Source organism: Paranoxybacillus vitaminiphilus (assembly GCF_003259935.1).
GTDB lineage: Bacteria > Bacillota > Bacilli > Bacillales > Anoxybacillaceae > Paranoxybacillus > Paranoxybacillus vitaminiphilus.
This window is the reverse complement of record NZ_QLMH01000004.1, coordinates 198,849-221,618: the sequence shown is the minus strand read 5'-3', so window position 1 is coordinate 221,618 and position 22,770 is coordinate 198,849. Positions and strand designations below refer to the sequence as shown.

The window sequence follows — 22,770 nt, the reverse complement described above, 5'->3', positions numbered from 1 at the left end:
AAAAAATAGGAAGGAGGAAAAAGGGATGGCAGCACGTAAAGGTGGACGCGCAAAACGTCGTAAAGTGTGCTATTTTACAGCAAACGGCATCACACACATCGACTATAAAGATGTTGAAACATTAAAGAAATTTATTTCTGAACGCGGTAAAATTTTACCTCGGCGTGTAACTGGAACAAGCGCAAAATATCAACGCAAATTAACGGTTGCAATCAAACGCGCTCGTCAAATGGCATTATTGCCATACGTTGCGGAATAATAATGAAAAGGCAGTAGGGGGGGTCCTTACTGCTTTTTATTTTTTGTTCTTAAATCAGCAATGCTTACTAAGTTAAAGTAATGATTCACGATTTTAAGGAGGGGGACAAGTGAAAAATACATATGTTCTTACAGAAGGTGCTATTCAACTGGCGATTTTTCTTGTTTTGTTTTTCGTTTCTCTCAATATTCCTTTATTAGGAGCGGTTGCCGCTTTATTTTTATCCCTTCCTTTTATCATTTTTACTATCAGGCACGGGATTAGAAATGGGTTATTATTACTTTTCGTATCGTTAATCATCTCTTCAGTCATTGGTTCCATACTTTCTATGCCTGTTGCACTTATGTTTGGAATGAGCGGAATTGTCATTGGTTCGCTTTTGTCTAAAATGAAAAATCATTATATGATTTTATTGGCAGGAACGATTGCCTTTTTAGTTGGGATGATTATTGATTACATTATTTCTGTTGTATTTTTGCAGTTTGATGTAATCAAAGAAGCGATATCATTATTGAGAAATGCTTTTCATCATGCTTTTAAGTTTATGGAAGCAACGGGAAATCAGCCGCCAAAAGAACTTGTGGAGCGCTTTAATGAAGGACTGGAGTTGCTCAGCTATATCATTCCAACTTTTTTCGTTATAGCCGCATCTGTTTTATCTTATGTAACGATTTTAATCTCGATGCCAATATTAAAACGCTTAAGAATAAATGTGGGGGCTTGGCCGCCTTTTCGTCATATCGTCTTTCCTAAAAGTCTTTTATGGTACTATTTGCTAGTCGTCCTTGCAACCTTTTTCCCAATAGAAAAAGGAACGTTTGTTTATATAGCCATACTGAATATTTATTATTTACTGCAAATTTTAATGATCATTCAAGGTTTTTCATTTATCCATTACGTTAGTCATCAAAAAGGTTTAGCGAGAGGAATAGCAGGCGTTTTTACGATTATTTCTTTCATGGTTCCATTTTTGCTTTATCTTATCGCAATCTTAGGTATAATTGATTTAGGATTTGAATTGAGGAAGCATATTAATAAATAAGTATTTTATACTACTTGTAACTTAGGAGCTGACATTAATGTCTAATTTTTATAAAAAGCAGGCATATCGCTATCCCATATATGCCTTAATTGGATTGTCGCTGATTTTTATCGTCATTGTTTCCTATTTCCAATGGATGATTGGGTTAGCATGTTTATTGCTCCTTGGATTTGTGATTTATTATTGGCTGAAGTCACAACAGGCGTTAGATAAAGAAATGGAAGAATATATTTCCACTCTTTCCTATCGGATCAAAAAAGTTGGCGAAGAGGCATTAATGGAAATGCCTATAGGGATCATGCTGATTAATGATGATTATGGGATTGAGTGGACAAACTCGTTTTTAGCTTCTTGTTTTAATGAGGATACGTTAGTTGGCCGCTCGCTATATGATATTGCTGAGCAATTAATCCCGCTTATAAAGCAGGAAACGGATACAGAAGTGATTGATATTCATGGCAGAAAGTTTAGGGTAATTGTTAAAAGAGAAGAAAGGCTTTTATACTTTTTTGATGTAACGGAACAAGTAGAACTCGAAAAACAATATGCAGAAGAAAGGACGGTATTAGGAGTTATTTTTCTTGATAACTATGATGAAGTCACTCAAGGATTGGACGATCAAACGAAAAGCCAAATTAATAGTCAAGTGACGTCGATTTTGAATAAATGGGCAAATGATTACGGTTTGTTTTTAAAAAGAACTTCTTCTGACCGCTTTATTGCTGTGATGAATGAACATATTTTACAGCAGCTTGAGAAAAATAAGTTTTCGATATTAGATGAAGTTCGCGAGCAAACGATGAAAAATAATATTCAATTAACGTTAAGTATCGGAATTGGCTCAGGAGTTTCCTCTTTGCCGGAGTTAGGAGCGTTGGCACAATCAAGCTTAGATTTAGCATTAGGTCGCGGCGGTGACCAAGTAGCGATTAAACAAACGAACGGAAAAGTGAAATTTTACGGCGGCAAAACAAATCCAATGGAAAAACGGACACGGGTTCGGGCGAGGGTCATTTCTCATGCATTAAAAGAGTTGATTACCGAAAGTGATAAAGTGCTCATTATGGGACATAAATATCCTGACATGGATGCATTAGGTGCTTGTATTGGTATTTTGAAAGTGGCCCAGCTCAATCAAAAAGAAGGTTTTATTGTTATCGATACAGCCCGCACCGATTCAGGAGTTCAACGGTTAATTGAAGAAATAAAAAAACATGCAGAACTTTGGTCTCGTTTTATTTCTTCAGAAGAAGCTCTTGAAATCGCCACAGATGATACGCTGCTCATTGTGGTTGATACACATAAGCCTTCTCTCGTGATCGAAGAAAAATTATTGTTTAGAATTGATAATGTAGTCGTTATTGATCATCACCGCCGCGGTGAAGAATTTATTAACGATCCGCTTCTTGTGTATATGGAACCATATGCGTCTTCGACTTCGGAACTTGTAACAGAACTGCTTGAATATCAACCGAAACGAATGAAGTTAACGATGTTGGAGGCAACAGCTTTGCTCGCCGGTATTGTTGTTGATACAAAAAGCTTTACGTTAAGGACCGGCTCCCGCACGTTTGATGCTGCTTCTTATTTGCGCGCTCAAGGAGCCGATACAGTCCTTGTTCAGAAGTTATTAAAAGAAAATATGAGCAATTATTTAAAGCGTGCTAAAATCATTGAAAATGCATCTATTGATGTCAATGGCATTGCGATTGCGAAAGGAAATGCAAATGAAACATATGATCAAGTATTAATTGCACAAACAGCCGATACATTGTTGTCGCTAAATGGTGTTGCTGCTTCATTCGTTATTTCGAAGAGGGACGATCAAACGATAGGGATAAGTGCCCGTTCTTTAGGAGATATCAATGTTCAAGTAATCATGGAAAGTCTTGGAGGAGGCGGGCATTTAACAAATGCAGCTGCCCAGCTCCGCGATATGACATTGGAGGAAGCAGAAAAGCGGCTTAAGGCAGCCATTGATGATTATTTAGAAGGGGGTAATAAACTATGAAAGTCATTTTCTTAAAAGATGTAAAAGGAAAAGGGAAAAAAGGTGAAGTGAAAAATGTAGCAGATGGTTATGCGCAAAATTTCCTTTTTAGACAAGGTTTGGCAATAGAGGCTACTCCAGCCAATCTTAAAGCATTAGAAGCGCAAAAAAATAAACAAAAGCGGGAAGCTGAAGAAGAGTTAGCTAGAGCCAAACAACTAAAAGAACAGCTGGAACAGTTAACAGTGGAACTTTCAGCAAAAGCAGGAGAAGGCGGACGCCTGTTTGGCTCGATTACAAGTAAGCAAATTGCCGAAGCGCTTCAAAGTCAGCACAATATTAAAATTGATAAACGGAAATTTGAATTAAACGATGCCATTCGTTCGCTAGGATATACAAATGTACCAATTAAGCTGCATCCGGAAGTAACAGCGACATTAAAAGTACATGTAAGTGAGCAAAAATAATTAAATTGATAAAAATGTGATTTTATGAAGATGGTTTTCTTCATAATAATCACATTTTTCTTATTGTTAATCAGTTCGCGGGAATAAGAGGAAAGGAAGGTGAAAAGGATGAGTGATTTATTTGCTGACCGTATTCCACCGCAAAATATCGAAGCAGAACAGGCCGTATTAGGAGCGATTTTTCTCGATTCAGCTGCGTTAACGTTAGCTTCTGAAGTTCTTGTTCCAGAAGATTTTTACCGCGCTTCCCATCAGAAGATTTTTCATGCGATGCTGAAAGTGGCCGACAAAGGAGAACCTGTTGATTTAGTAACAGTAACAGCAGAGTTAGCGGATGCGAAAATGTTAGAAGAGGTTGGCGGCGTTTCGTATTTAAGCGAATTGGCTAACTCTGTCCCAACAGCGGCTAACGTGGAATACTATGCACGCATTGTGGAAGAAAAATCGATTTTGCGCCGGTTAATTCGTACAGCCACCTCGATCGCTCAAGAAGGATATACAAGAGAAGATGAAGTCAATGACCTTCTAAATGAAGCGGAAAAGAAAATTATGGAAGTTTCCCAACGGAAAAATACAGGGGGTTTCCAAAATATAAAAGATATTCTTGTTCAAACGTACGATAATATTGAAATGCTTCATAATCGCAAAGGGGAAGTTACTGGAATTCCAACCGGTTTTATTGAACTTGATCGAATGACAGCAGGATTTCAGCGCAGTGATTTAATTATTGTCGCTGCCCGTCCTTCTGTTGGAAAAACAGCATTTGCCCTCAATATTGCTCAAAATGTGGCGACAAAAACGAATGAAAATGTAGCGATTTTCAGTTTAGAAATGAGTGCCCAGCAGCTTGTAATGAGGATGTTATGCGCGGAAGGAAACATTAATGCGCAAAATTTACGTACAGGCAAACTGACCCCAGAGGATTGGGGGAAGTTAACAATGGCAATGGGGAGCTTATCGAATGCGGGAATTTATATCGACGATACTCCAGGTATTCGTGTCAGTGAAATTCGTGCAAAATGTCGCCGCTTAAAGCAAGAAAGCGGGTTAGGAATGGTATTGATCGATTATTTGCAATTGATTCAAGGCAGCGGCAGAAATCGTGAAAACCGTCAGCAGGAGGTATCGGAAATTTCCCGCTCCTTAAAGGCGCTTGCCCGCGAATTAGAAGTTCCGGTTATCGCTCTATCGCAGCTATCCCGCAGCGTCGAACAGCGGCAGGATAAGCGGCCAATGATGTCCGATATTCGTGAATCGGGAAGCATTGAACAAGACGCTGATATTGTCGCGTTTTTATATCGCGATGATTACTATGATAAAGACTCAGAAAATAAGAACATTATTGAAATTATTATTGCGAAGCAGCGGAATGGCCCGGTTGGAACAGTGCAATTGGCATTTATTAAAGAGTACAATAAATTCGTTAATTTAGAGCGCCGTTTTGATGATGCGAATATCCCTCCTGGTGCATAACCCTTCTTCAGCATTTTAGGAGGGAATTTTTTTAATTTCTATTAATACGAATAAAATATTGAAATAACATTATAAATGTTCGGATTTTATTGACTTTCATCCATAAAACTGATACACTTACTATGTTTGGTAAAAATAAAATGTTCTTATTTGAGACAAAAGCGGAGGTGCTCATCATGTCTTCAGTTGTTGTTGTCGGGACACAATGGGGAGATGAAGGAAAAGGGAAAATTACAGATTTTCTCTCAGAAAATGCGGAAGTTGTGGCAAGATATCAAGGTGGAAACAACGCAGGACACACGATCGTGTTTAATGGCGAAAAATATAAATTGCATCTTATTCCATCAGGGATTTTTTATAAAGATAAAATTTGTGTGATCGGAAACGGAATGGTTGTCGATCCGAAGGCGTTAGTAGAGGAACTAAAATACTTACATGAACGCGGCGTTAGTACAGATAATTTACGCATAAGCAATCGCGCCCATGTGATTTTGCCCTATCATTTAAAGTTAGATCAAGTAGAAGAAGAGAGAAAAGGCGCTAATAAAATCGGAACAACGAAAAAAGGAATTGGACCAGCTTACATGGATAAAGCGGCCCGCATTGGCATTCGCATTGCCGATTTACTTGATCGTGAAGTATTTGAGGAGAAACTTGCCCGCAATCTAGAAGAGAAAAACATATTATTTGAAAAAGTATACGGTGTTGAAGGATTTAAACTGGAAGATATTTTAGATGAGTATTATGAATATGGTCAACAAATTGCCAAATATGTTTGTGATACATCTGTTGTTTTAAATAATGCTTTAGACGAGGGCCGGCGCGTATTATTCGAGGGTGCCCAGGGCGTTATGCTCGACATTGACCAAGGCACATATCCGTTCGTTACTTCTTCTAATCCAGTAGCTGGCGGAGTGACGATCGGTTCAGGTGTTGGGCCGACAAAAATTAAACATGTTGTCGGTGTGGCAAAAGCTTATACAACTCGTGTCGGTGATGGTCCATTCCCAACAGAACTAAAAGATGAAATCGGCGACCGTATCCGCGAAGTAGGACGCGAATATGGTACGACGACAGGTCGACCGCGCCGCGTCGGCTGGTTTGACAGCGTCGTTGTCCGCCATGCCCGCCGCGTCAGTGGAATTACCGACTTATCTTTAAACTCCATTGATGTTTTGACAGGAATTGAAACATTAAAAATTTGTGTTGCTTATCGCTACAAAGGGCAAATAATTGAGGAATTTCCAGCAAGTTTAAAAGTGTTGGCAGAATGCGAGCCGGTATATGAAGAGCTTCCTGGATGGACAGAAGATATTACGGGCGTAAAAAGTCTCGATGAACTTCCGGCAAATGCTCGTCATTATGTTGAACGCATCTCTCAGTTAACAGGGATTCCTTTATCCATTTTCTCTGTAGGCCCAGACCGTTCACAAACAAACGTTGTCCGCAGCGTATATGCTTAATAATAGGCAGAACAAGAAGAGGCTGTCTCATAAGGGTCTGACCTTTGGCTTTTGAGACAGCCTCTTTGTTACAATGAATAACGGCATTAAAACAAGAATCAATGTTTTATAAAGAAAATATTTTTAGAAAACACTTGTCAAAATCAACATTCATATGTTAACATAAGAGATGTCATTAAAATAACATGGCTCGGTAGCTCAGTCGGTAGAGCAAAGGACTGAAAATCCTTGTGTCGGCGGTTCGATTCCGTCCCGAGCCACTTTTTATGCAAAGCATAGATACACGAATGTGTCTATGCTTTTTTTATTTATCCTAATATTGGTAATGGTTAATAAGTGAATTAGGTTATGTAACGTGGTAAATTATAAATGTACTTATCTTTAAAAAATCGTCTAGCACATCAGATGTGATTAATAGAAATGAGAAGAAGAGAAGGGATGTGAATCACGATGAAAAAGAGGATTCTTGTTGTCGATGATGAAAAACCGATTGCGGATATTTTACAATTTAATTTAAAAAAAGAAGGGTATGAAGTCGTTTGTGCTTATGATGGAGTGGAAGCATTGCAAAAAGTAGAAGAACTTGTACCTGACCTTATTCTGTTAGACATTATGCTTCCACAAAAAGATGGAATGGAAGTATGCAGAGAAGTAAGAAAAAAGTATGATATGCCGATTATTATGTTAACCGCTAAAGATTCAGAGATTGATAAGGTCCTTGGTTTAGAATTAGGTGCGGATGATTATGTGACAAAGCCATTCAGTACAAGGGAATTGCTTGCTCGTGTAAAAGCAAACTTGCGCCGTCATCAACAAATTGCAAATGTTCTTGACGGGAACAATGATACAGGCGAAATTGTCATAGGCTCTCTCATTATTCATCCGGATGCTTACATCGTATCTAAGCGCGGAGAAAAAATTGAACTGACTCATCGCGAGTTTGAATTGCTTCATTATCTCGCCAAACATATTGGTCAAGTTATGACGCGTGAACATTTGCTGCAAACGGTATGGGGATACGATTACTATGGAGATGTGCGGACAGTTGACGTCACAGTGCGCCGTTTGCGGGAAAAAATTGAGGATAACCCATCCCATCCGACATGGATTGTAACGCGCCGGGGAGTAGGATATTATTTGCGCAATCCAGAACAGGAGTAAAGGAAGAAAATGAAAAAAGTTGGACCATTTCGTTCAATTCATTTTAAGTTTGTTCTCATTTATGTTCTTTTAATTCTTGTTGCGATGCAAATTATCGGTGTGTACTTTGTCAGACAATTGGAAGAGCAGCTTATTAATAATTTTAAAAACTCTTTAAATGAGCGTGTGACACTACTTGCATACAATGTAGAGCAAGCAATGAATAAAGAGCGGGATAAGAATAGCCCGACGCTGGAAGAAGATATTCGACTTCTGTTGCAAGATTTTGTCTCGCAGGACATTTCCGAAGTCAGAGTGATTGATCATAAAAGTAAAGTATTAGGAACATCAAATCCATATAAACAAAATATTGTCGGCAAAAGGACAACTGAAATATTTGTCAAGCGAACATTAGTAGCTGGTGAAACAGTGGAAGTGGACAAGCCGTTAGTAGATCCCAACACGAGACATCGAATGTACATTTCTTCGACACCGATTAAATCGGATGGAGAAATAAAAGGAGCGATTTACGTGATCGCTTCGATGGAAAATGTCTTTTCACAAATGAAACAAATTAATATGATTTTAGCAACAGGAACGGGGATCGCTCTGGCTATTACAGCTTTGTTAGGCATTTTATTGGCGCGAACAATTACGCGGCCCATTTCTGACATGAGAAAACAAGCGCTCGCGATGACAAAGGGGAATTTTTCACGAAAAGTAAAAGTATATGGTTATGATGAGATTGGACAGCTGGCAATAACATTTAACAACTTAACAAAAAGATTGCAGGAAGCTCAGGCGACAACAGAAGGAGAACGGCGAAAGCTGGCCTCTGTTTTGACGCATATGACCGATGGAGTGATTGCAACTGATAGAAAAGGCAGAATTATTTTAATCAACGATGCAGCGCTTAATATATTAAATGTTTCACGTGAAACAGTTCTTTCCAGCTCGATTATTGATGTATTGGGCTTAAACGAACAATATACGTTTGAAACTTTAGTAGAAGAACGGGATTCTTTAATTTTAGATTTTAGTACGGATAATGAACTTTATATTTTACGTGCTTCTTTATCTGTTATTCAAAAGGAAACAGGGTTTATAAACGGATTAATTGTCGTGCTACATGACATTACTGAGCATGAAAAAATTGACCAAGAGAGAAGAGAATTTGTGGCGAACGTTTCGCATGAGCTGAGAACACCTTTAACAACGATGAAAAGTTATTTAGAAGCGCTTGCTGACGGAGCATGGAAAGATGAAGAAATTGCCCCGCGGTTTATTGAAGTAGCGCAGACAGAAACAGAACGAATGATTCGTTTAGTCAACGATTTATTGCAGCTTTCAAAGCTGGACAGTAAAGATTATAAGCTAAATACATCATGGGTGAACTTTTCACGCTATTTTCATAAAATTATTGATCGCTTTGAATTAACAAAGCAAGAAAATGTTCAGTTTGTTCGCAAAATACCTGACGAGGCGATATTCATTGAAATTGACGAAGATAAAATTACACAAGTGCTCGATAATATTACCTCCAATGCGTTAAAATATTCGCCTCAAGGCGGTAAGATTACGTTTCGTGTAAAAGAGTTAAGCAATCATATTGAAGTTAGTGTAAGCGATGAAGGAGTTGGAATTCCAAAAGCAGATCTTTCAAAGATTTTTGAACGATTTTATCGCGTAGACAAAGCGCGCTCAAGAAAGCTTGGTGGAACAGGATTAGGTTTGGCAATCGCAAAGGAGGTTGTTGTCGCCCATGGCGGTGAAATTTGGGCGGAAAGCCGAGAAAACAAAGGCACAACCATTTTCTTTACTTTACCGCTTGATCGTATTCAAGAGGATGAATGGAATGACATATGAAAAAATAAAAACAATTATTTTGACCGTTTTGGTATTGACCAGCATTGTTTTAACAGGGGCATTATGGACATATCAACCGAAGTATGATTTTATCGAGAATGCTGACTCAGATTATATTCAAAATGTATCAGTGAGTAATGCTCAAGTTGATGCAGGCATTATTATTCGTCCTTCCAAAATATTGATTCATAAAGATAGAAAGCACTATGGAATTGTCCAGGAAACGGAAATGAATAAATTGATGAAGCAAGTGAAAAAGTGGTCGTTTGATGAATTTGAAAATATCTCGTTAACCGTTTCAAAGAAAGATTTTTTATCTTTTCTTCATGGAAAGGAAAAAATTGAAATCATTTACCCCGATGATTTTCCAATTGAAATGTATCGTTATATTTTTAAAATCGAGGATGATGACATTGAAGGGGTCAGTTTTGATCGAATTGTCATTCCTGTAGATAAAGAAGAGGAAGCAATTGTTTACTTTGTATGTATGAAGGACCGTAAAATTTATAAAACAACGGTCAACAACTTCTCACTTCAAGAAATTCAAAACACATACTATTATCAAGCCGAAAAATATCCACGTTATTTTGTTTATAATATCAATGCAACAAAATCTTTATTTATTCCTGAAGGGCCTATTACGATGAACCGCTTGCAATATTACACGGATGAATTGGACCCTGATAAATTTAAAGATGCGCTTTTTAGTAATCCAAGCTTTGTAAAGCGAGATTTATTAACATATGGTGAAGAATATACGGATGGGTCCAGTCTCATGAACGTTAATGCTACGCAAAAGATATTATCATATGTCAATCCAGCTGCACAAAGAACAGTGATAAAGGAGAAAGATCCTTTTTTAATTCAGAAAAGCATTGATTTTGTTAATGAACATGGTGGCTGGACAGATACGTATCATTTTGCGGAATGGGATGAGGAAGAACGAAAAGTTATTTTTCGTTTAGTGACAAATAGCTATCCCGTATTTAATCGATTTGGTATGTCCGAAGTTGTGCAAGAATGGGGAGACAGCGAAATCATTAAATATTACCGTCCAATTTTCAGGCTTGAAATCGCTGACCGGACCAGCGTTTCAGTTCAATTGCCATCCGGACGAGAGGTTATTGAGCAATTGCAAAACATGAAAGGATTTCAAAAAGAGCTAGTTTATGATATTGCTTTAGGATATGAATTAATTAGAGACTCGCAAAGAGACAAAATTGTTGTATTGGAACCTGCATGGTTTTGTTTATATGCCGGAACATGGCGGAAAATTGTTTTTAAAGAGAACGAAGAACGAAACAGAGGGGGGAGTGTAATTGGATTGGAGTAAAACAAAGACCATATTTATTATTACATTCCTCATCCTCGATATTTTTTTGGCTTATCAATTTATTCAGAAACGAAACAGCAGCCAGCTGGATGTTATTTTGGAAACGACGATTGAAGAACAGTTAGAAGCAAATGGAATTACATATGTTGAGCTGCCAAAGGAGATTACAAAAGCAGCTTATTTAAGCGGAAAAAGTAAAATATTTACTGCTCAAGAAATAAAAAAGCTACCTAATCAAAAAGTCGTAATTAGCAATCAACCGGTATTGGAGGTATCATTTATTGAGCCTGTTCCACTTTCTAATCCAAGGGATCAATATTTCCTAAATAATTTCATAAAGCGAAACATTATTTCAGGCGAAAATTATTCGTTTTGGAAGTTTGATGAAAAAGAAAAAGAGATTTTATTTTTTCAAAAGTATAACGGAAAAGTCATTTATAAAAATGTCAGCAGTATGCTCGTACTGCATTTAAATGAAAATAATGAAATTATTTCTTATGAACAAACGCTGCTTCATGATTTGGAAGAATATGAAAAGCAAGAAATTGTACCCGCTATTAAAGCAATTGAAACGTTATATAAGAAAAATCACTTAAATCCTGGTGATCATGTGACGAATATTGAACTCGGTTATTATGCCCTTGTTCAATTTACAGCTTCACAAGTGTTAACGCCAACATGGCGTATTGTTGTGAATGGAAAAGAGGATTATTATGTAAATGCTTTTGAAGGACAAGTCATTAATGAAGAAAATAAAATGCTGGAGTGAGACATAGTGAGTATAAGGTTTAGCGTCCTTGCAAGCGGAAGTACGGGAAACGCCTTTTATGTGGAAACTGAACGAAACAGTTTGCTTGTTGACGCAGGATTGAGCGGAAAACAGATGGAACAGCTGTTCAAGCAAATTGAGCGGGATATGAAGCAGCTATCAGGCATTTTAGTTACCCATGAACATAGTGACCATATTAAAGGTCTCGGTGTCATTGCCCGAAAATATCAATTGCCGATTTACGCTAATGAGAAGACGTGGAAAGCGATGGAAGGATTAATCGGCGATATTCCAACTGAGCAAAAATTTGTATTTCAAATGGGAACAGTAAAAACGTTTGGCGATCTTGATGTTGAATCATTCGGTGTTTCCCATGATGCCGCTGAGCCGATGTTTTATGTGTTTCATCATGAAGGCAAGAAGCTTGTATTAATTACCGATACAGGCTATGTAAGCGACCGGATGAAAGGGATCATTAAGAATGCCGATGTGTTTGTATTTGAAAGCAACCACGATGTGGAAATGCTAAGAATGGGGCATTATCCATGGAATATTAAACGCCGTATTTTGAGCGATGTTGGGCATGTTTCCAATGAAGATGCCGGACTTGCTTTAGCTGATGTGATCGGTGAGAAAACAAAGCGCATTTATTTAGCGCATTTAAGTCAAGATAATAATATGAAAGAGTTGGCGAGAATGTCCGTTACTCAAGTCTTAGCAAGCAAAGGAATTATTGTTGGAGAGCAGTTTGACTTATATGATACAGATCCAAAAATTCCGACAAAGCTGGCGTATGTGTAACGATATTTTTGGACATGCTGTGCTAATGTTTTAATAATGGATTTTTACCGGTGCAGAGGAGTATAATGGTAGTTAGATACATACACTACCTTTTACTGAAAGCATCCTCTTCGATGAAAGGATTGGTGAGCACAGTGGGGTATTATGACGATCATTATCAGCAGTATCAACAAAAACAAAAAGGAAATCGCGGCGGCACATTTTTAGCAGCTTTAGTTGGCGCGATTTTAGGCGCATTATTAATCATGTTTTCCATTCCGACTCTTTCAAAATGGAATGTTCTCCCTTATGATATAGCTATTAAGGGAGATGAGAACGAAATGAAGGAAGATATGTCCCAGAAGCCGGTTGTGCAAAAAAGTGTTGCGGTCGATGTCGTGTCCCAAGTGACGAAAGCCGTTGATAAAGTATCTGACGCAGTTGTCGGAGTTGTCAATATTCAAGAAGCTAGCTTCTGGTCTCAAGGCGGTGAAGCAGGAACAGGTTCAGGTGTCATTTATAAAAAGGCAAACGGTAAAGCATTTATTGTAACGAATCACCACGTTGTGGAAAACGCGAGCCAAATAGAAGTTAGCTTAAAAGACGGCACAAGAGTTCCTGCCAAACTATTAGGAAGTGATGTGTTGACAGATTTAGCGGTCCTTGAAATTGATGCGAAGCATGTAAAGAAAGTGGCGGAGTTTGGCAATTCCGATGTGGTCAAACCGGGCGAACCGGTCATCGCTATTGGTAGCCCGTTAGGTCTTCAATTTGCCGGTTCTGTTACGCAAGGTATTATTTCAGGAACGAACCGTACGATTGAAGTTGATTTAGACCAAGACGGTATGCCGGATTGGAATGCGGAAGTGTTACAAACAGACGCGGCCATTAACCCTGGAAACAGCGGCGGAGCTCTTGTTAATATTGAAGGACAAGTTATCGGTATTAACTCAATGAAAATTGCTCAAGAAGCTGTTGAAGGAATTGGATTTTCCATTCCAATTAATTTTGCTCAACCGATTATTGCTGATTTAGAAAAATATGGACAAGTACGCCGTCCATATATGGGAGTGGAACTCCGTTCGTTAAGTGATATTTCTTCTTATCATTTACAAGAAACGCTTCATTTACCGGAAGACGTAACTGAGGGAGTGGCGATTGTTCAAGTTGTACCAATGTCTCCGGCCGCACAAGCTGGTTTAAAACAGTTCGATGTCATTGTTGCTTTAGATGACAAACCAATTCGTAACGTCCTTGAATTGAGAAAATATTTATATACAGAAAAATCAATCGGAGATGAAATGAAAGTGACGTTCTACAGAGAAGGCAAAAAGCAAACGGTCACAATGAAGCTAGCAAAAGAATCGTTTTAAGTAGAAAAATGAAAAGAATTTTGGCTATAATTTATCAACAGGGGAGTCAATGCTCTCCTGTTTTTGTTTTTCCACAAGTGGATAACAGGAGGGATCAATATGTATAGATGCTGTGAAAATCATATTGAGTTAGCAATTGATATGTATGTTGATGAAAAAGAAATGGCGCCGGAAATTGAGAAGATCTTTGTGGATAATCAGGGAGTAAGGTGTGATTTTTGCAATAATCAAGCAATATATATTGTAGGGAACTAATGTTTCTACACAATATGTGGATATATTTTGTGAATATGTGGATAAGTTCTGTGGATATTATGTTTGTAAAGTGGGGATGAATTGTGAATATCTCGATTATTTGTGTCGGCAAACTGAAAGAAAAATATTTAAAACAAGGAATTGATGAATACGCCAAACGGCTCTCTGCTTATGCAAAAGTAGAAATTCTCGAAGTTTTGGATGAAAAGGCACCCGAAGAACTGAGCGACAATGAAGTGGAGTTGGTTAAGCAAAAGGAAGGGGAGCGCATTTTGGCGAAAATTGCTCCTGATGCATACGTGATTGCCCTTGCGATTGACGGAAAAATGCGATCATCCGAGGAATTTGCGAAACAAATCGACCAGCTAGCTACCTATGGACGAAGCAAAATCGCTTTTATTATTGGCGGCTCACTTGGTTTAAGCAAACAAGTCATGCAACGGGCTGACGAAGCCTTGTCATTTTCGAAAATGACGTTCCCGCATCAGCTCATGCGGCTTATTCTTCTTGAACAAATATACAGGGCGTTTCGCATTAATAGGGGAGAACCGTATCACAAATAGTGGTAAAAATTTTTGGAGATAAGATGGAAACTTGTTATCTAAAACGGATTGGTGAGGGAGAACAACCCCATAATAGGCTTGACAATATGCAGTCATTTAATATAATTAAAATCAAAATTAGATCTTACATTTCGCACCCTGAATAAAAATTCAAAAATAATTTATAGCGAATGAATATTTAATCATTCAATTAACAATAAAACGATTTTTAAACAAGTTAAATTATATCCTATTTTACAAATAAAACATTTTTATTCAGCGATATTCAAAAAACACCTCATAATTTATGCAAAGGTTGCGAAATATGAATTAAATAGTTCCGAATGATTGCAAGATTTATCGCATTCAAGAATAGCTTTAGCGTCTTGCTATACAAGGTATGGCAAGACGAAAAGGCTGAAACAAGCTGCGATAAAGCTGAGAATAAATCGGTATGTCTCACTTTCTATCGTAAGTGAAACATGCCGATTTTTTATTGAGAAAGGGGGTCGGACGACAGTGATGTCCAAAGGGGCTTTAGAAGATAAAATTAGCCGTACGCTCACACAATGGGAAAAGGAATATTTAGGCCGCGGACCGATTTCGGTCAAAACAGATATTGTTCGCAATATGATTATTGTTGTATTAAAAGGGATATTAACTCCCGCCGAAAAGGAAGTGGCGAAAACGCTCGATGGACTGTTGTCTATAAAAAAAATACGGTCCGATTTATTAGAATCTGGCAGTGCACAACTTAAGGAAATCATTTTTAATCTAACCGGACAAGAGGTTGTTAGTATGCATACAGATATAAGCACGAAGACGGGTGAGCGCGTGATTGTATTTATCCTGTCCAACAATTTGGAAGAAATGCTTCATAAATTAGTAACGGGATGATTTTTCAACGGCCGCAATGGTCTGTGAAAAATAAACCGGAGTATCTTATCGAGGCAGTAAAACAGTCGAAGTTTTTACTCTCGAGGATATTTCCGGTTTTTTTAATTTGTCGTCTTAGATAAATATATAGAAGGAGAGGATAATGGTGTTGGAGATCATTTTGACAAACCTAGTTTCGCCGGCTGTATTGTTTTTTGCATTGGGATTAATCGCATCATGGGTGAAATCAGATTTGAAATTCCCTTCAGCCCTTAGCGAATCACTCAGTATCTATTTATTAATTGCAATCGGCATTAAGGGGGGAATTGAGCTGTCGGAGCATTCTGTACATGAATTAATAAAACCGGTCGCAGGGACACTCTTACTCGGTATCCTTATTCCAATCATAACCTTTGTTATATGCAGACGAATGAGATTCGACCGAAAAAATGCGATTGGTATTGCGGCGACATACGGCTCAGTGAGTATTGTAACATTTGGCGCTGCGCTCGCATTTCTTAATATGCAAAATGTTCCGTATGAAAGTTATATGAATGCGTTAGTCGTATTGCTTGAAAGTCCCGCGATTATTTTGTCGATATTCATGCTGCATTTTCTGAAGAGGGTTAAACCGGAAAATCAGATGGAGGTATTACGGAATCAGGCAATTTCAAAGAGCCCGTTTTATTCAGGAATTCTTAAGGAGAGTTTGTTTGGAAAAAGTGTTTTGCTCATGGCAGGAAGTTTTATCATAGGTCTTATCGCCGGGGAAAGTGCATTTCCGAAAATTAAGCCGCTTTTTGTTGATTTATATTCAAGTATTTTAATGATTTTTCTGCTGGGGATGGGACTTTTAGCCGGAGAACAATTAGCCGCGGTGAAGAAATACGGATTTAGATTAATTTTTTTAGGACTATTTTTCCCGCTATTATATGGCGTAGTAGGAATTTTCATAGGTGCATGGTGCGGATTGTCTGTAGGAGGAACGATGCTGATGGGGGTGCTGGCAGCGAGTGCTTCTTACATTGCAGCACCTGCGGCAATGCGAGCTTCTGTTCCTGAAGCCAATCCTTCCATTTATCTTGGGATGTCATTAGGGATTACATTTCCTTTTAATTTAACTATTGGCATATCTGTGTACTATCACATAGCTCAATGGATTCAATAATGAATGAAAGGAGAATGAATATGAAGGAAGTGTTAAAACCGACTAAAATTGTAGTTGCCGAAGTGCATGAACGAATGGAGAAAAAATTGCCCGAAATCATACAAACGACACCGGAAGACATTGTATGGTTGCCAAGTCACAGGGCTGTTATCTCCCACTCATATGGGTGTTTAATTCGAAACATTGTTATGAATATATTTCATTTCCCTATTACAGATATTTTTGTAGTAGGAGAGAAAACAACAAACCAACAACCCGTCTCGAAATCTATTTTTAAGAAGTGGTTAGAAAAAGAAAAAATATATGAGGATACATCAAATACAATAGACTATTTATTAAAATATACGCTTGGACAGTCGCTTTTTGAATGGTTTCAGGGTGCCGAAACAATCGAGGAAAACGTACGCAACAGTGTTTCACTGCTTCAAAATCATCCGCTAATTCCAAAACGAATACTTACTCATGGAATATTAGTTGATTTAGAAGAATCTAAAATGGATGTAATTTTACCATCTTCCTGTTCGTTTAAATAGTAAACATATCTTTAGTAAAATATGGCAAAAGCGGACTGTCTCGCCCTCCCTGGTTTATCAGCCATAAATGGATAGGTCTGTGACTTGCTTAATAGAGAAGCAGGTCACAGACCGTTTTCTTTTTTGTGAGGCATAACGATGATTACTTTGTCCCATGGCTTTTTTGTTTTTTCGGGACATTTTCATATAAAAAGTCCAAGATTAGACCGTTATGAGACAGCCTTTTTTCTCTATTGTTCCAATTTCTTTAACGGTTTTTTCGCCGGGCCTTCCGCAACATCACCATGTATCGAAAATCTTGAGCCGTGGCAAGGACAATCCCATGTCCGATCGCCGCTGTTCCATTCCAATTCACAGCCCATATGCGTGCATGTTGTGTCAATAATATGCAGCGTTCCTTCTTTATCTTTATAGGCTCCAGCTCTTTTCCCGTTAACGGAAACGACCGCTCCTTCATCGGCCGCTAAATTTTCAGGTTCTCTGAGAGCAAATTCCAGCTTGCCCTCAATTAAATGTTTGGCGACATCCGTGTTCAGCGAAATAAACTTTTTTACGCTTGGATCGGCATAAAACCTTGATGGCGTATAAAGTTCGCGATAGCGGTTTTCTTTTTCCAGCACTAAATCTGTCAGCAATAATGCTGCGGCAGTTCCGTTTGTCATACCCCATTTTCGATACCCTGTGGCAACAAAGATATTTGGTGTACGCTCATTCATTTGCCCGATATAAGGAACTTTGTCTAATGTTGTGAAGTCTTGGGCAGACCAGCGATAAGGAATTTCTTTGATTCCCAATACTTCGTCACCGAAAGATTGCAGAGCTTCGTAATGCTGCATCATCGGAACGCCTTGTCCCGTTTTATGGTTTTCGCCGGCGATTAATACAAGCTTTTCGCCATTGACATTCGTGTATCGCAGTGAACGGACAGGATCTTCTGCACTTATGTACATACCGCCGGGATAATCTTTTGCTGTTTTTACCGCAATGATGTAAGAGCGTTCGGCATACATTCTTGAGAAGTAAAACCCGGCATCATAAAAAGGAAAATGAGAACAGGCAACTACATGTTCGCATGTAATTTTATATCCGTCTCTCGTGACCACTTTTGGCTGCGTTCCTCTTTCGATGCTGATAGCGGTTGTCTGTTCATATATTTCAGAACCATTTTTTGTCATTCGTTCGACAAGTTTTTTTAAATATTTTACAGGGTGGAATTGGGCTTGATTTTTCATGACGACTGCTGCTTTTATTTGTATGGGAAGAGCAATGCTTTCTGTAAACTCCCCTTTAATTCCTAATTTTTCATATGCTTTAAATTCATTAATGATTTTGCTTATGTATGAATGGGAGTTCGTGTATACATAGGCGTCTTCTTCCGTCCAATCGCATTCAATGTTATGCTTGCCGATCGTATTACGGATAAACTGCAGCGCATCGTCAGCGGCTTCATAATACATCCTTGCTTTTTCTTCACCTAAATGATTGCTCAATTCGTCATAAATAAGACCATGCTGTGCCGTGACTTTTGCGGTTGTATGCCCGGTTGTTCCATTTAAAATGCGGTCGGCTTCGACTAGCGCAACTTTTACTCCATGCTGAGCAAGCAAGTAAGCCGCTGTTATTCCCGATATCCCCCCGCCAACAATGGCGACATCTACGGCTATGTCCTTCTCAAGTTTCGGAAAGGTTGGAAGTTTCACTGAGTCGCGCCAATATGGTTCGGGAAATTGAGGTAAACGGTCTTGAAGTGTATCATTTTCAATCATGAAATGCTCCTCCTATTAATCGATTTAATATTACATAATTTCCCCATTAAATAAAGATTTATTTATAACATAGAGAAATTTACTTTATATTTGATGGTGATAATCGTTTTCATTATAATTTATAGTAGAATGATGAGAGAATAGTAGGTAGATAACATGTCAGTATTTAACAATATGGAATTATGCTTTTTAATGAGGGAGCTTTGGGGGAAAGATGAGCTGACGTTTCTTCATTCCTACCGCGTAACGGAAATAGCACTTTCTTTCGCAAACTATATTGGTATAGAAAAAAGTAAACAAAAAGAGTTCGAGTTAGGCGCCCTTCTTCATGATATTGGAAAAATAAAAATCAATAGAAATATTTTAATGAAAAAAGGAAAATTGCTTGAATATGAGTTTGTCGAAATGAAAAAACACCCGCAATTTGGAATCGAAATACTACAGAAGTATGCACTAAATGATACCGCTATTAAAATGACATTGCACCACCATGAGCGTTGGGATGGCAATGGCTATCCTTGCAGCTTAGAGGGAGAACATATTCCTTTTGAAGCGCGTCTACTGTGTCTTGCTGATTCACTTGAGGCAATGACCGGGATTCGTCCATATCGTTCATCGTTAAGCTGGGAAGAAGCCTATTATGAAATTAAGAATGGAAAAGGGACGCAATTTGATCCGGCCCTGACTGATGAATTTCTAAAATGGATGGAAAGTCATTACTTTCCTATTAGCAGAAATAGTGAACAAATTTTTACTAAAATTATGAATTTGGAGTAAAGAGGCTACACGGTTAGTCTCTTTTCTTTTTTCAGTAACAACACGCAACTAACATGAAAGATGATAAAATAAGAATAATTAGTCAATAAATTTTTCGAACGAATTATTTTTATAAAATAATATAAGAGGGAGATTGGAAGTGAACAAAAACACCATTTATTCGACTGATCATTCATCCGTTTTGCAGGATAATTTAATTTTAGAGCATTACGGATTAAATGAATTGAACTTTGAGTCTGTCAAAAACTATCGCGAGCGTTTTGCGGCGGCTAAACCGAATCATCCTTGGAACGGCCTTGAGACGAAAGAATTTTTATACAAAATTGGTGCATGGGGGAAACTGCGAAACAGCAGCAAAGAAGGAGTTACTCTTGCGGGGTTGCTAATGTTCAGTGAAGAAAGAATCATTACAGAAGTTTTACCGCAATATTTTCTCGAATATCGGGAAAATTTGTCGAATATAGTAAATGGCACATGGTCAAAGCGATTTACATCACAGGATGGCACGTGGTCAGGCAATGTGTATGATTTTTATTTTAAAGTCATGTCCCACATCGTTGCGGATTCCTTTGTTGAACAAACAATTCGTCCGGCTTTACATGAAGCGTTAATCAATGCGATCGTCCATTGTGATTATGATGGTGAAGGCGGCATCGTTGTTGAAAAAGAACAAAACTTGTTCCGTTTTTCCAATCCCGGTCTTTTTCGAACTTCGGTCGAACAAGCTTTTGAGGGTGGGGTAAGCAATTTGCGTAATCCGAACCTGTTTAAAATGTTTATTTTAATCGGTCTTTGCAAACGGGCTGGTTCAGGGTTAAAAAGCATTGAGTTAACGTGGAAACAGCAACGTTGGCCAAAACCTGAATTAGTACAACATCTTCAATCCAAACGGACGATTTTAACATTGAGCATTTTAGCCGGTGTTCATCAACATAAAGACTATATGAGCCATATAGATGAGGAATTGGACTTTTTCGTCACGGATGTTAGCGCTGAAGATAACTCCATAAATAAAAAGAGTAACTCCGTAAATAAAAAGCTAAACTCCATGAACAAAGAAGGAAACTCCATGAATAAAACGATTAACTCCGAAAATAAGGCGCCAAACTCCATAAATAAAGAAATCAACTCCATAAATAAAGCAAGCAACTCCTTAAATAATAGTAATAACTCAGTAAATAAGGAGTTGAACTCTGTAAATAACAATCAGGTTTCCCGACTGATGCAATATATGGAAGAAAAAGTCGATGAGACAAGAAATAAAACGGCTCAAGAAGAAATGGAAGACGAATTATGGAGAATCGCCGAGCTGGCGCGTAAGAAAAAACGTCTCAGTCCGGCTGTAATGGAAGAGATTATTTTACAGCTTTGTTCGAAAAGGCCATTAATGTTAAAGGAATTAGCTTATTTGCTGGAAAGAACACCAGACGGGCTGAGAAACAATTATTTAGCCAAGTTATTAAGCGAAGGAAAAATAAAGTTAAAATACCCCGATCAACCGAATCATCCGAAGCAAGCTTATATGGTTGCAAAGTAGCATCTCTTTTCTAAAAGCGGTTGATTGTCAAGAGGTTGGCCCAAAGTGTCAGACTGCGCAACACAATATAAAAGGCATAACGTTAGATAAATGAACTATATATTGTGAAATGCGCGTGAGATCAGACACTTATGTATGGGCCACTTTTTTATTCATACGTCTCAAGTCTTAGACAAAAATATAGCTCAAGTTCATTATGTAAATTTTGGATTGAGGATAAGATGAAGGTACGAAAGGAGGGAGATGGAAAATGAAAAAGTTCGGATTGCTTATAGCAGGCGGAATTGCAGCGGCAGTGCTGCTTGCCAACCTTGGTCCGATGGTCGGTCTCGCCATTAGTTTCATCATTCTTTACTATTCGTTTAAACAATTTATGAAGGCGGAATCAACTGGGAAAAAAGTGTTTTGGGCTGTCCTTGGACTGATTGTATTATCCGCCTCTGTCTCAAACGTGCCTGCTATTCTCGGCATGGCAGCGGCATATGTGTTATATATCGTGTACAAAAAATGGAATGAAACGAAAGAAAGAAGAACTGTCGATGACCCGTTTACAAACTTTGAAAAGCAATGGGCAGAGTTAAAACGAAATTATTAATTAAGAGGAGTGGAAGATATGAACAACTTATTGACACGTATAAAAAATGTCATCATGGCTGATTTACATGACATACTTGAGCAAAAAGAACGGCAAAACCCAATCGCCTTATTGAATGAATATTTACGTCAGTGCGAACAGGAAGCCGAAAAGGTGCAAAAGCTTGTTGAACGCCAGCATTTATTGAAGGAAGAGCTTGCACGTGAATATCATTATGCACAAGAACTTGCAGAAAAACGCAAGCACCAAGCACAAATTGCTTCGCAAGCAGGGGAGACAGAGCTATATCAATTTGCGGCTCAAGAACAAATGAAATATGAAGAACGGGCTTCAAGATTAAAACAATCTCTTGAACAGGCGTTACATTATCTTGAAGAATTAGAGCGAAAATACGAAGAGATGAAACATAAGCTGAAAGATATGCATATTAAACGCATGGAGCTGATGGGGCGGGAAAATGTGGCACGGGCTCATTATCGAATAAATAAAGTATTGGAACAAGAGCAATATGGAAATAAACCTTTTTCCCGTTTTGCCGAAATCGAGCAATATCTTGAGCAGCTAGAACAGAAAGTAAGCTTGGCTTATTATTCGAGCACGATTGATGCCCGCATTGCTCAGCTGGAAAAAGAATTAAAAAAGCAAGAAACTCATTCAAATTGCTAATATAAACATGGTATTCTAAAAGGGCGTAGGTCTCTGCGCCTTTTTCTGTGCATTTCGTAATATAAGAAAACGGATCCCATTCAGCGGAAGGGAGGCGGCC

General features: G+C 38.2%; 22 protein-coding genes and 1 tRNA gene. 22 read left to right on the top strand and 1 reads right to left on the bottom strand.

What is annotated here, in order from left to right:
• Positions 1-25: 25 nt before the first annotated feature.
• From rpsR to B0I26_RS07495, 18 genes are all read left to right on the top strand, one after another.
• Complete coding sequence (gene rpsR, locus B0I26_RS07580) at positions 26-259, top strand: 30S ribosomal protein S18 (RefSeq protein WP_111644845.1); 234 nt, start codon at positions 26-28, stop codon at positions 257-259.
• Positions 260-368: 109 nt separating this feature from the next.
• Complete coding sequence (locus tag B0I26_RS07575; RefSeq protein ID WP_111644844.1) at positions 369-1,301, top strand: YybS family protein; 933 nt, start codon at positions 369-371, stop codon at positions 1,299-1,301.
• 37 nt (positions 1,302-1,338) lie between these two features.
• Positions 1,339-3,312 (top strand): DHH family phosphoesterase, encoded by a 1,974-nt coding sequence (locus tag B0I26_RS07570; RefSeq protein ID WP_111644843.1) that lies wholly within the window; start codon positions 1,339-1,341, stop codon positions 3,310-3,312.
• On the top strand, positions 3,309-3,758 hold the full coding sequence (rplI, locus tag B0I26_RS07565; protein ID WP_111644842.1) for a 50S ribosomal protein L9: 450 nt from the start codon (positions 3,309-3,311) through the stop codon (positions 3,756-3,758). Before B0I26_RS07570 ends, rplI begins: the two co-directional genes overlap by 4 nt.
• Before the next feature lie 108 nt (positions 3,759-3,866).
• Complete coding sequence (gene dnaB / locus B0I26_RS07560; protein ID WP_111644841.1) at positions 3,867-5,231, top strand: replicative DNA helicase; 1,365 nt, start codon at positions 3,867-3,869, stop codon at positions 5,229-5,231.
• Between the two features lie 176 nt (positions 5,232-5,407).
• The gene (locus B0I26_RS07555; RefSeq protein ID WP_111644840.1) at positions 5,408-6,694 is read left to right on the top strand and encodes an adenylosuccinate synthase; all 1,287 of its coding nucleotides are present in this window, start codon (positions 5,408-5,410) and stop codon (positions 6,692-6,694) included.
• Positions 6,695-6,881: 187 nt separating this feature from the next.
• Positions 6,882-6,954 (top strand) — tRNA-Phe (locus B0I26_RS07550).
• Positions 6,955-7,144: 190 nt separating this feature from the next.
• Positions 7,145-7,855 (top strand): response regulator YycF, encoded by a 711-nt coding sequence (gene yycF / locus B0I26_RS07545; protein ID WP_111644839.1) that lies wholly within the window; start codon positions 7,145-7,147, stop codon positions 7,853-7,855.
• A gap of 9 nt (positions 7,856-7,864) precedes the next feature.
• Positions 7,865-9,700: a cell wall metabolism sensor histidine kinase WalK gene (gene walK / locus B0I26_RS07540; RefSeq protein WP_111644838.1), complete on the top strand. Its 1,836-nt coding sequence runs from the start codon at positions 7,865-7,867 to the stop codon at positions 9,698-9,700.
• Positions 9,681-11,033, top strand: a complete 1,353-nt coding sequence (locus B0I26_RS07535) for a YycH family regulatory protein (protein ID WP_181502780.1) — start codon at positions 9,681-9,683, stop codon at positions 11,031-11,033. The genes walK and B0I26_RS07535 overlap by 20 nt, the downstream gene beginning before the upstream one ends.
• Positions 11,020-11,802 (top strand): two-component system regulatory protein YycI, encoded by a 783-nt coding sequence (locus tag B0I26_RS07530; protein ID WP_111644836.1) that lies wholly within the window; start codon positions 11,020-11,022, stop codon positions 11,800-11,802. The genes B0I26_RS07535 and B0I26_RS07530 overlap by 14 nt, the downstream gene beginning before the upstream one ends.
• Positions 11,803-11,808: 6 nt before the next feature.
• Entirely contained in the window at positions 11,809-12,603 is a 795-nt protein-coding gene (locus B0I26_RS07525; RefSeq protein ID WP_111644835.1) for an MBL fold metallo-hydrolase, read from the top strand.
• 134 nt (positions 12,604-12,737) lie between these two features.
• Complete coding sequence (locus B0I26_RS07520; protein ID WP_111644834.1) at positions 12,738-13,955, top strand: S1C family serine protease; 1,218 nt, start codon at positions 12,738-12,740, stop codon at positions 13,953-13,955.
• A gap of 99 nt (positions 13,956-14,054) precedes the next feature.
• Positions 14,055-14,210, top strand: coding sequence for a CxxH/CxxC protein (locus B0I26_RS07515; protein WP_111644833.1), 156 nt, complete (start codon positions 14,055-14,057; stop codon positions 14,208-14,210).
• A gap of 83 nt (positions 14,211-14,293) precedes the next feature.
• Positions 14,294-14,773: a 23S rRNA (pseudouridine(1915)-N(3))-methyltransferase RlmH gene (rlmH, locus tag B0I26_RS07510; RefSeq protein ID WP_111644832.1), complete on the top strand. Its 480-nt coding sequence runs from the start codon at positions 14,294-14,296 to the stop codon at positions 14,771-14,773.
• Between the two features lie 501 nt (positions 14,774-15,274).
• Complete coding sequence (locus tag B0I26_RS07505; RefSeq protein WP_111644831.1) at positions 15,275-15,649, top strand: Na-translocating system protein MpsC family protein; 375 nt, start codon at positions 15,275-15,277, stop codon at positions 15,647-15,649.
• Between the two features lie 145 nt (positions 15,650-15,794).
• A complete protein-coding gene (locus tag B0I26_RS07500) occupies positions 15,795-16,796 on the top strand; it encodes a sodium-dependent bicarbonate transport family permease (RefSeq protein ID WP_111644882.1) in 1,002 nt (333 codons plus the stop codon).
• 20 nt (positions 16,797-16,816) lie between these two features.
• On the top strand, positions 16,817-17,329 hold the full coding sequence (locus B0I26_RS07495) for a carbonic anhydrase (RefSeq protein ID WP_111644830.1): 513 nt from the start codon (positions 16,817-16,819) through the stop codon (positions 17,327-17,329).
• 230 nt (positions 17,330-17,559) lie between these two features.
• Here B0I26_RS07495 and B0I26_RS07490 read toward each other — a convergent pair whose 3' ends face one another.
• Positions 17,560-19,095 (bottom strand): FAD-dependent oxidoreductase, encoded by a 1,536-nt coding sequence (locus B0I26_RS07490; protein WP_111644829.1) that lies wholly within the window; start codon positions 19,093-19,095, stop codon positions 17,560-17,562.
• 156 nt (positions 19,096-19,251) lie between these two features.
• Between B0I26_RS07490 and B0I26_RS07485 the strand changes: the two genes are divergently transcribed.
• From B0I26_RS07485 to B0I26_RS07470, 4 genes are all read left to right on the top strand, one after another.
• Complete coding sequence (locus B0I26_RS07485) at positions 19,252-19,872, top strand: HD-GYP domain-containing protein (RefSeq protein ID WP_111644828.1); 621 nt, start codon at positions 19,252-19,254, stop codon at positions 19,870-19,872.
• A 139-nt stretch (positions 19,873-20,011) separates the two neighbouring features.
• Entirely contained in the window at positions 20,012-21,409 is a 1,398-nt protein-coding gene (locus B0I26_RS07480) for an ATP-binding protein (protein ID WP_111644827.1), read from the top strand.
• 250 nt (positions 21,410-21,659) lie between these two features.
• On the top strand, positions 21,660-22,004 hold the full coding sequence (locus B0I26_RS07475; protein ID WP_111644826.1) for a lmo0954 family membrane protein: 345 nt from the start codon (positions 21,660-21,662) through the stop codon (positions 22,002-22,004).
• Positions 22,005-22,022: 18 nt separating this feature from the next.
• Positions 22,023-22,670, top strand: a complete 648-nt coding sequence (locus B0I26_RS07470) for a PspA/IM30 family protein (protein ID WP_111644825.1) — start codon at positions 22,023-22,025, stop codon at positions 22,668-22,670.
• The last annotated feature ends 100 nt before the right edge of the window (positions 22,671-22,770 follow it).